14 protein-coding genes are annotated in these 12,583 nt (G+C 54.2%); 11 read left to right on the top strand and 3 right to left on the bottom strand.

Translation table 11 applies throughout. The features are described 5' to 3' along the window. Positions 1-107: 107 nt before the first annotated feature. Positions 108-419 (bottom strand): YfhH family protein, encoded by a 312-nt coding sequence (locus tag AC3WQH_RS00425; RefSeq protein ID WP_005835742.1) that lies wholly within the window; start codon positions 417-419, stop codon positions 108-110. Positions 420-517: 98 nt separating this feature from the next. On the opposite strand from AC3WQH_RS00425, the gene AC3WQH_RS00420 reads away from it, so the two are divergent. From AC3WQH_RS00420 to AC3WQH_RS00410, 3 genes are read left to right on the top strand one after another with little or no spacing between them, the layout of a single operon-like run. Further along, positions 518-1,282: an SDR family NAD(P)-dependent oxidoreductase gene (locus AC3WQH_RS00420; RefSeq protein WP_005835740.1), complete on the top strand. Its 765-nt coding sequence runs from the start codon at positions 518-520 to the stop codon at positions 1,280-1,282. 30 nt (positions 1,283-1,312) lie between these two features. Next, positions 1,313-1,522 carry a hypothetical protein gene (locus tag AC3WQH_RS00415; RefSeq protein WP_197186892.1) on the top strand — a complete coding sequence of 70 codons (210 nt, stop codon included), beginning with the start codon at positions 1,313-1,315 and terminating at the stop codon, positions 1,520-1,522. Continuing rightward, positions 1,468-1,863: a GNAT family N-acetyltransferase gene (locus AC3WQH_RS00410; protein ID WP_429787666.1), complete on the top strand. Its 396-nt coding sequence runs from the start codon at positions 1,468-1,470 to the stop codon at positions 1,861-1,863. The genes AC3WQH_RS00415 and AC3WQH_RS00410 overlap by 55 nt, the downstream gene beginning before the upstream one ends. Positions 1,864-2,111: 248 nt before the next feature. On the opposite strand, the gene AC3WQH_RS00405 is transcribed toward AC3WQH_RS00410, so the two are convergent. Further along, complete coding sequence (locus AC3WQH_RS00405) at positions 2,112-2,735, bottom strand: cell wall hydrolase (RefSeq protein ID WP_290426157.1); 624 nt, start codon at positions 2,733-2,735, stop codon at positions 2,112-2,114. Positions 2,736-2,978: 243 nt separating this feature from the next. Further along, a complete protein-coding gene (locus AC3WQH_RS00400; protein ID WP_005836293.1) occupies positions 2,979-3,683 on the bottom strand; it encodes a peptidylprolyl isomerase in 705 nt (234 codons plus the stop codon). A 135-nt stretch (positions 3,684-3,818) separates the two neighbouring features. On the opposite strand from AC3WQH_RS00400, the gene AC3WQH_RS00395 reads away from it, so the two are divergent. From AC3WQH_RS00395 to AC3WQH_RS00360, 8 genes are all read left to right on the top strand, one after another. Beyond that, positions 3,819-4,967, top strand: a complete 1,149-nt coding sequence (locus AC3WQH_RS00395) for a trans-sulfuration enzyme family protein (RefSeq protein WP_290426156.1) — start codon at positions 3,819-3,821, stop codon at positions 4,965-4,967. A 132-nt stretch (positions 4,968-5,099) separates the two neighbouring features. Then, positions 5,100-5,663 (top strand): RNA polymerase sigma factor, encoded by a 564-nt coding sequence (locus tag AC3WQH_RS00390; protein ID WP_007787010.1) that lies wholly within the window; start codon positions 5,100-5,102, stop codon positions 5,661-5,663. Next, positions 5,660-6,733 (top strand): TolB family protein, encoded by a 1,074-nt coding sequence (locus tag AC3WQH_RS00385; RefSeq protein ID WP_007787012.1) that lies wholly within the window; start codon positions 5,660-5,662, stop codon positions 6,731-6,733. The genes AC3WQH_RS00390 and AC3WQH_RS00385 overlap by 4 nt, the downstream gene beginning before the upstream one ends. Before the next feature lie 17 nt (positions 6,734-6,750). Beyond that, on the top strand, positions 6,751-8,988 hold the full coding sequence (locus tag AC3WQH_RS00380) for a DUF8725 domain-containing protein (RefSeq protein ID WP_005836302.1): 2,238 nt from the start codon (positions 6,751-6,753) through the stop codon (positions 8,986-8,988). Next, positions 8,982-9,914, top strand: coding sequence for an ABC transporter ATP-binding protein (locus AC3WQH_RS00375; RefSeq protein WP_005836304.1), 933 nt, complete (start codon positions 8,982-8,984; stop codon positions 9,912-9,914). Before AC3WQH_RS00380 ends, AC3WQH_RS00375 begins: the two co-directional genes overlap by 7 nt. Further along, positions 9,911-10,777 carry an ABC transporter permease gene (locus tag AC3WQH_RS00370; protein WP_007787015.1) on the top strand — a complete coding sequence of 289 codons (867 nt, stop codon included), beginning with the start codon at positions 9,911-9,913 and terminating at the stop codon, positions 10,775-10,777. Before AC3WQH_RS00375 ends, AC3WQH_RS00370 begins: the two co-directional genes overlap by 4 nt. Before the next feature lie 31 nt (positions 10,778-10,808). Beyond that, positions 10,809-10,982 (top strand): hypothetical protein, encoded by a 174-nt coding sequence (locus AC3WQH_RS00365; protein WP_005836307.1) that lies wholly within the window; start codon positions 10,809-10,811, stop codon positions 10,980-10,982. 124 nt (positions 10,983-11,106) lie between these two features. Continuing rightward, positions 11,107-12,543 carry a PAS domain S-box protein gene (locus AC3WQH_RS00360; RefSeq protein WP_081774626.1) on the top strand — a complete coding sequence of 479 codons (1,437 nt, stop codon included), beginning with the start codon at positions 11,107-11,109 and terminating at the stop codon, positions 12,541-12,543. The last annotated feature ends 40 nt before the right edge of the window (positions 12,544-12,583 follow it).

The raw sequence follows: 12,583 nt of genomic DNA, 5'->3' as shown, positions 1-12,583 counted from the left end.
GTGCTCGCTTTCGTTTTTGCCAGTAGTATATCCAGACGCGGCAGGGTTCGTGTTCGGCCAACAAAAAAAGAGATCAGCATGCTCGTCGGCGCTGATCTCTTTTTTCGTTAGTCGTACCAAAGTTCCAGCATGCCGACCGGAAAGCCGGTCTGCTCGTCCGAATCAGGAAAGCGGCCCCAGGCAAACACGCCGTTGAAATAATCAATGGTAAACGGCTGATCGTAGTTGGCGACACTGTACTTTCCGCCAATGCGAAATTCTCCCGTCCCCAAGTAATACGACTTCGCCATGAAATACTTTTGCGTAATAATGGCAAGCTGTGACTCGTCACCCAGTTTCTTTTTCTCCTCGGCTTCCACGTGCAGGCGTTCCATCTCCTCCTGCAGCTCAGCGAGAGTCATTTGACTGTACAAACGCAACGGACTGCCTCCTTTCCATACAGGTATATTGTAGCAAAAGACAGGGGAAAAGGCGATGGATGGAGAAAGCTCTAACGGGAATGGAGGAGAAGAAAACAATGACACGATTTGACTTGACTGGAAAAAAAGCAATCATTACCGGAGCGGGCAGGGGCATCGGAAAAGCGCTGGCTGTCGGTCTGGCGGAGGCAGGCGCACAGGTTGCGGTCGTCTCCCGAACCGAGTCGGACTTGCAGGAAGTCGTGCAAGCGATTGAGGCAAATGGCGGGGTAGCTTGTCCGATCGCAGCGGATGTGACGGAAGCAGGGGCGGCGGAAAAAGTCGTAGCCCAAGCCCTGGACGCTTTGGGCGGCTTGCATATCCTCGTGAACAACGCAGGCATGAACATCCGGAAAAAAGCCCATGAAGTGAGCGAGGCAGAGTGGGATCGCATCATGGACCTGAACCTGAAGGCGGCGTTTTTCTTGAGCCAGGCTGCCGCGAGGACGATGTGCGAGCAGCGCTACGGACGGATCGTCAACATCGCGTCTGTCGCAGGGCTTGTGGCGCTGCGCACGGGAGTGGCCTACGGAGCGAGCAAGGCAGGCGTCATTCAGATGACGCGCGTGCTTGCGCTGGAGTGGAGCAAATTCGGCGTCAATGTCAACGCGATTGCGCCGTGGTATTTCCGCACGCCGCTGACGGAAGCGCTGTTGAATGACGAGGCGTTTGTGCAAGAAGTGTTGCAGCGGACTCCAAGCGGACGGATTGGCGATGTGGAAGATTTGGTTGGCCCTACGATTTTCCTTTCGTCCGATGCGGCTGCCTACATATCCGGTCAAACGATTGCGGTAGACGGCGGAATGTCCGTGTACGGCTTTTGACGATTCGCAATGAAAAAGGAGACGGCAACCATGAATATGCGCATCGCAAGCGCCAAAGACGCACCGATTTTGACTTCGCTCATGCACGCCGCGTTTCAGGCGGCGGTTCCGCCATCGAGCGCCCTTTCGGAGACGGTGGAGGATGTCGCGACACAACTGGCAGAGGGGAGAGAACAAGCGGCCATTTGCTGGAGGGACGATCATCCGGCAGGGATGGTGCGGTTTTTAGTGGAAAGCTGACTCGCTTTACTTTTTTTCGGCTCTCCGTCGATCCTTCCCGGCAAGGCAGAGGAATCGGCCGTTCGATCATTCGCTGGCTGGAAGCGTGGGCGGCCCAAAACGGAAAAGCAGCGTTGACTTGCCGAGTGAGGATGGAAATGGAAGCAAACATGAGGCTGTACCGTTCGGAAGGCTTCGTGGTGACGCAGGAGGAAATCGTGCAAAGGGAAGGGACGACAGGCATCCCTACTGCGCATATGCGAAAAACCATCCTACTGCGCATATGCGAAAAACCATCGGTAACTAGCAAAAAAAAGGGGCATTCCCGCAGGGGGAATGCCCAATTATTTGGGGGCGATTGAGAAAAGGCACGATTGGCGCATGTGACTGGATTGCTCTCACCCAATACAGTCAATCAGCCAGCTACTGTTAGCGTAGGCATACGTAGATGGAACACTTCGATCTACCCATGCTTACGTTAAAGAAGTCATTCTAGGAAGAACATCGTACTTTTTCTCAATGCGTTGAAAAAGTGCTTACACTGACAAGATATCAGCTAAAAGTAAAATTGTGATAAAATGAAAATAAAGTATTATTAAATTTTTCGCGATTAACGGGCAAAACGGTGGTTGCCGATCACGACTGTCTGGGGCCTGGACCAGATCCATTTGGATGTGGCGGTATCAGGATTGAAGAAGTAGAGGGAGCCATTGGTCGGATCCTTTCCATTCACCGCATCCGCGACTGCCCGTCTGGCGCTCTCATTTGTTTGGGACGAGAGTCTGCCGTTACGGACTGGCGAAAACGCGTTGGGAGCGAAAATGACCTCCCGTACCATATTTGGAAATTGTGAAGAAGCTACCCGATTCAATACGACAGCGGCAATCGCTACCTGTCCCTCATACGGTTCACCCCGGCCTTCCGCATAGACCAACCGGGCAAGCAGTTCCATATCCCTATCTGAAATTTTTCCTTTTCCATGCCGAATCACTTTGCGGCGATCGTCCCGGCTGACCTGGACAGAATCGCGCTTTACTTGTGTGGTAGGGATAGCAGTTTTTGTTTCCTTTTTGGCAGCCTGTACGGGAGCCGCTGTGGCTTGTACCGGAACAGGCGCTGTTTTCTTCACGTGAGGTGCCGAAGCGCTCGTCGGCGTGACGAACAGGCACAGAAGAAGCAAGGCAAAACTGTTGAGAAAGAAGAAAAAGCGCATTCGCGCTTCTCGTGTCTTCATGGTGAGAACCACTCCTTTTCGCTTTTTGCTTTTGATTGCGGAAGCGAATCAGGTCTTTAGCAAGTCTAGCGGGAATGGTTGGATAGCGCAAGAGGAAATTGGTCCCACGGTACTATTTACTAAAACAGAAAGTTGTGAAAATGAGAGGGGCGAAAAGCAGCAGATGCTTGTATCTCCTGTGCTCTCAAAGCAAAACACCACTGTGCTTGCACAGTGGTGTTTTGCTGTTCTAGTCTGAAAGTCTTACTTTTCGGTAATGGTTACGGTGTTGATTTTGATCGGTTGCTCCGGCACGCTCAGTTCGCCCGTTTGCGGATTTTTCTTCACTTTCGTGCCCGCAATTTTTTGCACGACATCCATTCCGCCTACGACTTTTCCGAAAATGGTGTAATTCGGTACGTTTTCCAAACCTTCTACATCTTTTCCGGAACCGATGAAAAATTGGCTGCCGTTTGTGTTGCGTCCAGCGTTAGCCATCGCGACCACGCCGACTTCGTATTTGTGGCCGTTTTTCAGCTCGTCCTCGAACGTGTAGCCAGGGCCGCCGGTTCCGTTGCCCAGCGGATCGCCCGTCTGGATCATGAAATCTTTGATGACGCGGTGGAAAGTCAGACCGTCGTAAAACTTGTCTTTGGCCAAAAAGACGAAGTTGTTCACGGCAATTGGCGCGTCTTTGGCGAACAGATCAATCGTAATGTCTCCCATTGTAGTGGAGATTTTCGCTTGATAAGTCTTGTTTTTGTCGATCTGCATGGCAGGAGCTTTGTCGTACTTTTTCTCGCCAGTAGGGCCTGGAGGCTGGGCAGGCTCCTTGGAATCAGGTTTTGCAGTTGGCGTAGTCGGCTGAGTAGGCTCTGTCGGAGCCGTTTCGTTGCTTGCACTGGAACAACCCGTAACCAAGGCGATTGCCATCAGACATGTGAACAGGGTCATGAAAAACTTTTTCATCTTGTGCACCTTCCTTTGTTTCTTACCTATTGGGTAGTTCGGTTTCGAATTATAGCACAAATGGACAGGCAAATGCCAATCAGCTAGTCTGTCCAGCTTCTGGCATGGTATGATGGTAGAAAAAGGGTGATCGACGTGGGCGAACGATTCGAAACGACTACCGTGCATATTGGACACGCGCCTCTGAGGCAAGCGGAGAGCAAGTCTACCCCGATTTACCAGACATCTGTTTTTGCCTTCGATAGCCTGGAAGAAGTCGAAAAGTACTACGCGGGCGAAGGCGAATATTTGTACACGCGCAACGGCAATCCGAACCAGGCCGAGCTGGCTTTTGCCGTTGCCCGTCTGGAGCAAGCGGAGGCGGGGGTCAGCGCGGCATCCGGCATGGGGGCGATCATGGCTGGCTTGCTTTCGATCCTCTCCCCCGGCGATCACGTTCTCGCCTCTCACGAAATATACGGAGGCACTTACGCGTTGCTGCAAAAAGAACTGTCGCGTTTTGGCATCGAGCTGGAGTGCATCGTGCTTGACGAGGGGACCCATTTGGCGAGCCGCGTACGGCCTACGACAAAGCTGTTTTTCTTGGAAACGATTACCAATCCGCTGCTCACGGTGGTCGATCTGCCTTCCTGGATTCGCCAGGCAAAAGAACTCGGCCTGTTTGTCATGGTCGACAATACGTTTGCGACGCCGTATCTCGTCCAGCCGATCACCTTTGGCGCGGATTTGGTGGTGCACAGCGGAACCAAGTACATCGGCGGGCACAGCGACGTGACGTGCGGTGTGCTGGTCGGAAGCCGTCCGCTCATCGAGCGCGCGACGGAAATCGTCGTCAATTACGGCGCGTCCCTCAGTCCGTTCGAAGCGTGGCTGGCGGCGCGCGGGCTGAAGACGTTGGCGGTCCGAATGGAGCGGCAATGCGACAATGCGCGCGAAGTGGCCAGGTTTTTGCAAAGCCATCCGGCTGTCAGCCGCGTCTACTACCCGAGCCAGGAGGCGACATCGTTTTTCGCCAGACCGAAGCAAGGGGCGATGGTGTCGTTTGCGCTTCGGGATGAGAGTGAGATTTACGAGTTTTACCGGGCCCTGGACTGGATCCAGTTCGTGCCGTCTCTGGCCGGAGTAGAGACGAGCGTTTCCCATCCGGTTACGACCTCGCATCGCGCTTTTTCCGAGGAACAGCGGCAGGCGACCGGGATTACGATGGGACTGGTCCGCATATCTGTCGGGATCGAGGCCATCGACGACATTTTGAGCGAGCTTGGCCGTGCTTTAGGGAAGTAATTGAAAAAAGGATGGTCCGTTGTAACTTCTTGACGGGCCGTTCGTATAACTTAAATAGGATGGAGCCGGGAGGAATGGCGTGCTTGTATCCCGGCTCGATGCAACAAAATGGGAGAAACCGAGGAAACCGCAATGGGAATGGCGATAAAGCGTTCCGCGCAACCATCGGACCCAGCATCTGGAGACTATTACGAATCTCGTCCTTTTACCGAACTGTACGACGAGTATTTCGACCGCGTGAACCGTTATTTGCGCTGCCGTGTCCAGAGTACGTGGGATGCCGATGATCTGACCACCGTGGTCTTTTTGAAAGCGCTGGAAAAATTCGATCAATACAGCAGAACGAGTCCGTTTGCCTCCTGGATATTCCGTATTGCTCACAATACATACGTGGACTTTATGCGAAAAAACAGGGAGCTTCCCGTCGACCAGGAGGACTTTTTGGGAAGCGAACCGGATGATACGTGGCAGCCGGAACGGCAGGCGTTGACCAACGAGGAAATTCGCCTGCTTCGTGACCGGCTGGACTTGTTGTCGCAGGATCAGAAGGATGTCCTCATGCTTCGCTATTTTGCCGACCTGAAAATCAGTCAGGTCGCTGAAGTGCTTGGCAAGACAGAATCGAGCATCAAAATGATCTCCTATCGGGGCTTACAAAAACTTCAGAAGATGTACGAAAGGGGGGACTCCGAATGAGAGAGGAGGAGAAATACCCCCAAGGTCACAATGACGATCAGACTGTAGCTCAACTCCTGACCCATTTGAAGCGTATGCGCCGTTCTGTCCCTGTCAACTACCAGTTGAAGGCTGATTTGAGAAAGCAGTTGCTGGAACGAATGAAAGAACTGGAAGCAAAAAAAGGGCAGGCCCAAGGAGGACAACAGCCGTGGAAGAGACGCAAGCTGCTCTGGATTAGCTGTGCGGCGCTGGTTGTTGCGCTGTCCGTCGGGGTTTGCCTGTGGTGGGGCAGAGGTGCCGTGACGATCCAAAAGCATGAGGTGCTCACTTTGCCTGCCGAATCGTCTGTGGAACAGGTGGATATCGACAGGTCCGCGACACAGATTGCCTACATCGCCCATCAGTCCGAGCTGCGGACGCTTCCGATCGACGGCGACACAAAGCCTGCCACTGTCAAATTGCCTCCGACAAAAGGCAAGTACGTGGCGGTGGCCTGGTCGAACCAGGGCAAGCAAATCGCGGTTGTCGAGCAGGCCGAGCAGATGTCCCGGCTGTGGATCGTGGAGCTGCCAACGGCGTACAGCATGGGCAGCAGTCGTCTTTTAAAAGAAGAAGAAGGCGTCGCCTACAGCTCTCCAAGCTGGTCGCAGCATGACGACTCGATTGCCTATACCCGCTCGAAAGGCGGCAATGACGAAATTTGGGTCAGCAGCACCATTTCCTTTCAGGAATGGAAGCTGACCGAGGGCTCGCAGCCGGAATGGTCCCCAGATGGACGCTTTTTGGCGTTTCGCAAGGAAGGGGCCGTGCAGGTCATGGAAATGCGTACAGGGCTGATTTCGATGCTCGGACAAGGCCAGTGGGCTTCCTGGCGCTCCGAGCAGGAGCTGACCTATACGCAGCCGGACGGCCAGTTAATGGTAGCCAACGTGGGAGACGAGCCTTTCGTGACAAAAGAGCTGCAACTGCGCAACCAGCATGCTGCCGAGCTGATCCGCGGGAATTGGGCGGCAAAAGGAAAGCAAATCTTGCTTATTTCGCGTGAAAGTCAGCCGCTGGAGCTGGTTGTTTCACTGGCGTCACGATAACGAGCGGAGGAACAAGCATGAAATGGAAATGGATGTTGGTCTTTGCGGTCGCCTGGTTCGGCCTGGGCTTTGCGGGACAGCCGGCGCTGGCGGAGAACAACATGGATATAGAAGTGAATTTGCCTTTGGGCGGCATCGTCAAGTACGAATCATGGGTGCGGCTCGGTGTGACGATCACCAGCCAGGAAACAGACATCTCGGGCTTCGTGGAGCTGTCGCGAAAGCCTCTGTCCAAAAATTTGCGGCAATCGAACTTTCGTCGGCCAGTCAAGCTGGAACAAGGCAAGAGCACGACGCTGTTTTTCGACTTGCCGATGCAAATCTTGCTCGATAACTGGTACGTTCACGTCACGCAAAACGGACAGGTCCTAAAATCCGAAAAGCTGCGCCTCCCTTATCCGAAAGACGGGCAGACGATCGGCGTCGTGGATGAGGGCGGAAACGCGTTTCATTTTCTCGCGGTGAACGCCTCCCAATCGAAAATGAATCGGCCGATCTCGGTGCAAAACTTGACTCCGGACATGCTTCCGGACCAGTCGTGGATGTACGAGAGTCTCGACGTGCTGGCGATTAGCGGCAAGCAAGGAGCGTTGATCGACGACGCGCAGCTTGCCGCGATCAAGGAGTGGATCAAGCTGGGAGGAGTCGTCATCCTGTCGGCAGGGCCGGGGCAGGATGGACTAGTGCAAAGGTTCGCGGACATTTTGCCGATTCAGGCGGGACAAAAAGGGAGCGTGCCACTTGCAGAGGCGCTACGCACGTATGCAGGTGACAAGCCCGCCCCGCCCGGCAAGCTGGGCGTGTACAACAAGGAGCTGCCGCTATATGTCGCGAAAAAGAGCGGCCAAGGAGTTTTTCTGTTCGTCAACTACGATGTGACCGCTGAGCCGCTGGCTTCCTGGCAGCACAATTTGCCGTTGTGGCAAAACGTCATGGTCCAGCAAGGCGTGACGACTGTGTTGGAAAACAAGCGCTATTTCGACCAGATGTCGCGTTCTTTGTTGGAGCTGAGCAAAAAAATCCCCGACGTGCAAACTCCGCCTCCTGTCTGGATGGTGGTCATGTGGGGCGGCTATGTGCTTTTGGTGGCGCCGCTGGCTTATTTCGTGCTGAAAAAAGCCGGCAGACGGGAATGGGCGTGGGGAATCATTCCGGGAGCGGCCATTCTGCTGACGGTCGGGATTTTCGCGATCGGAAAGCCGCTCGTAGTGAAAACGAACGTCAGCTACACGATTTCGGAAATCAGCGTTTTGGATGAAAAGTTGGCCAAAGTGCGAACCGGGACTACTTTTTTGGCAGTCGACAAGGACGGCTATGACGTGATCGTGGAGCCGTCGATTGTCGCTGTTCCGTTGACGCAGGGCCGAAACGACTACGAGCCGGAAGGAATAACAGACGGTTCACGGCTGTTGTCTTACCGCAATCTGCCGTACCTGACTCCGAAACAGGCAATCGGCTTTGGCGTCATGCACGACATCGGCGCGTTTGAGGTGGATGTGCATGTCGAGGAGAACAGGCTGGTCGGACAGGTGAAAAACAACACGGTGTACTCCTACGAGCAGTCGTTTCTCGAGGTCGGCTTGCAGCGTATTCCGATTGGCGCGCTGAAAAAAGGAGAAGAGAAACAGATTGACGCCGTGCTGGAGTCGCTGTTTATGCCGCGGGATCAGCAGCAGGACGAACAAGATTCGCCCGAAAAACGGCGCAAAGAAATGCAGGAGAACATCATCGGCTATGCCCAGGGCGGCCAGGTGCGGCTGATCGGGATTACGACAGAGCCGGTTCCGCTGATGAAAATGCAGGAGCCGCATCAGGCTCACTACTGGAATGTCGTCAACCAGACGGTCCAACTCCAGCCGCAAGCCGAAGGAGATGTGATCCTGCCGTACGGACTGCTCAATGCAGAGCTGTTTGAAGCGAGCGGCGACTACGAATCGAACTCAGGCTACCTCTGGCAGCTCGGAAAAGGAAGCATTACGTTTGAATTGCGGACGGACGCGACGAACCTGGAGTTGAAGCGGTTGCTTGTTCCGCTTGACCACAGTTCGTACCGCCCGTTCCGAATCGAGTACTTCCACCAGAAAAGCGGGAAGTGGCGGACGGTGGAGCACGGGACAAAGCTGGTGCTGGAGCAAGAACTTCAGGATGCCTTGACAGCCAACCGCACGCTGTTGCTTCGTTTTTCCAACAGCACAGCTTCGCGCCTGTCGCTGCCAACGCCGTTTTTCCAGGTTGAAGGGGTGAGAAAGTGGTAATTGAAACCGTGCATCTGGGGAAGCGCTACGGTACCCTGCAAGCTTTGTCAGACTTGAATCTGTCCATCGCGCCGGGAAAAGTGTTCGGCTTCATCGGCCCGAATGGCGCCGGAAAATCGACGACGATGCTGATTTTGTCCACGCTGCTGGAACAGAGCGAAGGCGAAGCGTACGTCTGCGGCTACAACGTTCGCAAGGACCCGGCCAGCGTGCGCCAGTCGCTCGGCTACATGCCCGACTTTTTTGGCGTGTACGACAACTTGACGGCTGTGGAATATTTGGAGTTTTACGCGGGCGCCTTTAAAATCCCGGCGCGCAAAAGACGCTCGCTCGTAGCCGACCTGCTGGAGCTGGTCAACCTGGCGCACAAGGCGGATGCGTTTGTCGATTCCTTGTCGCGGGGGATGCAGCAAAGGCTGGGGCTGGCGAGATGCCTCGTCCACGATCCGGCGGTCCTGATTCTCGACGAACCGGCGTCTGGCCTGGACCCGCGGGCGCGCATCGAGCTGCGGGAGATTATCAAGCAACTGCGCGAGATGGGCAAAACGATTCTCATCAGCTCGCACATTTTGCCGGAGCTGGCCGAGCTGTGCGATGATATCGGCGTGATCGAAAACGGGAAACTGATCGCGTGCGGCTCTGTCCACGAAGTAAGCAGCAGAGAGACAGGCGGAAGCGTCATGCAGCTTCGCGCGCTGCGCAACCTCGACAAAGCGGCGCTGCTGTTGGAAAGCTCGCCGCATGTGAACCATCTGGAGGAATACATGGGCGGCTTCCGCTTTTATTTTCAGGGCGCCGAGCAGGAAAAGGCCGACCTGTTGCAAGAGCTGATCGACGAGCAGGTGGCGGTCGTCTACTACGGTGACGCGAAGAAAAACTTGGAGGACGTTTTCATGGCGATTACGGAAGGAGTCGGTATGGAATGAACGGCTTCCTTTTCAACCCGATTCTCGTCAAGGAAATGCGCGAGCGGTTTCGCTCCCGGAAAACGGTGTGCATCCTGGCGATTTACCTGCTCATCATGGGCGGGATTCCGCTTGGTTTTTTGCTGACAGATACGTTGCGGGCAGAGGCGCTGGGCGAGAATCGCAACCTGTTTCTCATATCAGCGGCGATTCATTATGCGATGGTCTGCTTTGTCGCGCCTGCCCTGACGGCGGGGGCCATCAGCGGCGAGCGCGAACGGCAGACGCTGCACATTTTGCTGACGACGCAGTTGTCGCCTGCCACGATTGTGTGGAGCAAGCTGATTACGTCGCTGGCTTTTTCCACGCTGTTGCTCGTCGCCTCCATGCCGCTGTACAGCATTGTCATGCTGTACGGCAGCGTGTCGCCGGAGCAGATGGCGCAGTTGATTCTGTTTCTGGCCGTCAACATTTTCTTTTTGGGCTCGCTTGGGCTGTTTTGCTCGACATGGATCAAACGCACCTCGATTAGCACGATTACTTCGTACGGGATCGCTTTCTTTTTCGTCGTCGGAACCGGGCTGCTCTTTTTCTTCATCGGCGAATGGCTACAGCAAAGCTACCCGGACATGTACCCCGATCAAGGCGTCTGGAATTTGCCGGAGCTGCAAGTGCTGGCGGGAATGAATCCGATCATCGTCCTGTTTGGCATACTGGGAGAGACGCTGGACCACTCCGAGCAGTTCGCCTTTTCGCCGTGGCTGTTTTTTTCCTGCTTTTACGTCGTGCTGGCGCTATTGCTGATGGTGTGGAGCGCGTATTTGCTCAAGCCGATCCGGCGAAAATGGTGGAGTTGGAAGAAATGGTCTGTTCGTGTAAAATGAAGGGTGTGTGTCGGAAAAGGGAGGGCTTTTTGTGAGCAAACAGGAAGAAGTGCAAATTATTGATTTTGAAGAATTGCTCAGATCGATTGAGAGTCGTCTCGCTTCTGCGGGCATGTACGTGCAGCGTGAAGCGATCATTACGATTCTGCAAGCCGAGGAAGCGTTTTTGCTGGAAAAAGGCGTGCTTCAAGAGTACAGCGAGTAAAAAGCGGACAACCTGCCATGACGGTAGGTTGTTTTTTATAGCGGGAAGGTTTGCCCGGAAAAAAGAGGAAAAGCGTCTTCTGTGGTGAATTTGTCCATATCCTTATGACAGAAGAGGTGAATGGTTGTTGCGTGCACAAGGCGTCGAGGCTGGGGTGCTTTCACCCAAAGAGGAATGGTTCCACATTATTCAAAACGTACATAATCATATTTTTACCTTTATCCGGAATGAACAAGACGAATTTGTCCTGGATCTGTCGGAAGGCAAGCTCGCGTATGAGTTTGGCGTTGACACGGAAAAATTAAAAGGAATGCGCGCAGAAGATATTTTACGCCAGTACGGGATCGAATCGATCATGCCTTACTACCAGCTCGCTTTCGCTGGACAGACGATCGAATACGAGCTTGCGTTTGGTGAACGCTACTTTTCCTCCGTCCTGACGCCGATTTGCCGCAATGGCATCGTCACTGAAATCATAGGCTCTGCCACAGAGATTACGGAATACAAGCAGATGAAGCAGCAGATGCAGGAGGCAGAAGAGCTGTACCGCAGTCTGGTCGAGGATACACTGGTCGGCGTCTACATCGCGTATGTGGACGAGCCGGGGTTTGTTTACGTCAACCCGAGGCTCGGCGATATTTTCGGCTACAGTCAGGAAGAACTGGTGAAAATGACCGCTTCCGACCTCGTCATCGAGGAAGAGCGGGACATTGTTCGCACGCATCAGGAGCGCAGAATCAACGGGGATCGCTCGAACATTCACTACCAGTTTCGCGGTCTGTGCAAAAACGGCAATCGGATTGATGTCGAGGTGCTGCAAAAAACGAGCACGTACAAGCAAAAGCCGGCTGTGATCGGGATTGTGCAAGATATTACCGAGCGTAAACAGGCAGAAGAGCTGGTGCGCAAGTCCGAGCTGCTGTCGGTGATCGGGCAGATGGCCGCGGGGGTGGCCCACGAGATTCGCAATCCGCTGACGTCGCTGAAAGGGTTTGTCCAACTGCTCCGGGCGCACTCCGGCGGCAAGGACGAGTATTACCGGATCATGTTGTCCGAGCTGGATCGGATCGAATTTATCATCAGCGAATTTCTCGTGCTCGTCAAGCCGCAGGTCGTATTCCAGCGGAAAAGGGAGATGCAGCCGCTCCTGGAGCAGATCGTCATGATTGCCGACACGCATGCGATCATGTACAACGTCCAGATACTCACCAGCTACGCCGACAATCTGCCTGCCATCGTCTGCGAGGAAAACCAGTTGAAGCAAGTGTTTCTCAATTTGTTGAAAAATGCAGTGGAAGCGATGCCGAATGGCGGGGTCGTGACCGTGTCGGCGAGTGTCGAGGACGGGATGATGCTGATTGCCTTTACCGACCAAGGCTGCGGCATCGCCGAGGAACAACTGCTGAAACTGGGCGAGCCATTTTTCACCACGAAGCCGAACGGGACGGGACTCGGGCTTATGGTCAGCTACAAAATTATCGCCAATCACGGCGGGACGATTTCTGTGTGCAGCAAGGAAGAGACAGGGACGACTTTCGAAATCAGATTGCCGGTGCGATAGCGCCATTCACCTGTTTGCTTCTGCCGGAAAAAAAGGTATG

The organism is Brevibacillus sp. FW301-21C12A (assembly GCF_058788915.1).
Note: the sequence above shows the minus strand (reverse complement) of the source record. Positions and strands in the feature narration are given on the sequence as shown.

What these genes read in the sequence shown, in the direction of transcription:
- AC3WQH_RS00420 (WP_005835740.1), top strand. Translation starts at nt 518, where the DNA reads ATGACACGATTTGACTTGACTGGAAAAAAAGCAATCATTACCGGAGCG.
- AC3WQH_RS00415 (WP_197186892.1), top strand. Translation starts at nt 1,313, where the DNA reads ATGAATATGCGCATCGCAAGCGCCAAAGACGCACCGATTTTGACTTCG.
- AC3WQH_RS00405 (WP_290426157.1), bottom strand. Translation starts at nt 2,735, where the DNA reads ATGAAGACACGAGAAGCGCGAATGCGCTTTTTCTTCTTTCTCAACAGT.
- AC3WQH_RS00400 (WP_005836293.1), bottom strand. Translation starts at nt 3,683, where the DNA reads ATGAAAAAGTTTTTCATGACCCTGTTCACATGTCTGATGGCAATCGCC.
- AC3WQH_RS00390 (WP_007787010.1), top strand. Translation starts at nt 5,100, where the DNA reads ATGGGAATGGCGATAAAGCGTTCCGCGCAACCATCGGACCCAGCATCT.
- AC3WQH_RS00385 (WP_007787012.1), top strand. Translation starts at nt 5,660, where the DNA reads ATGAGAGAGGAGGAGAAATACCCCCAAGGTCACAATGACGATCAGACT.
- AC3WQH_RS00380 (WP_005836302.1), top strand. Translation starts at nt 6,751, where the DNA reads ATGAAATGGAAATGGATGTTGGTCTTTGCGGTCGCCTGGTTCGGCCTG.
- AC3WQH_RS00370 (WP_007787015.1), top strand. Translation starts at nt 9,911, where the DNA reads ATGAACGGCTTCCTTTTCAACCCGATTCTCGTCAAGGAAATGCGCGAG.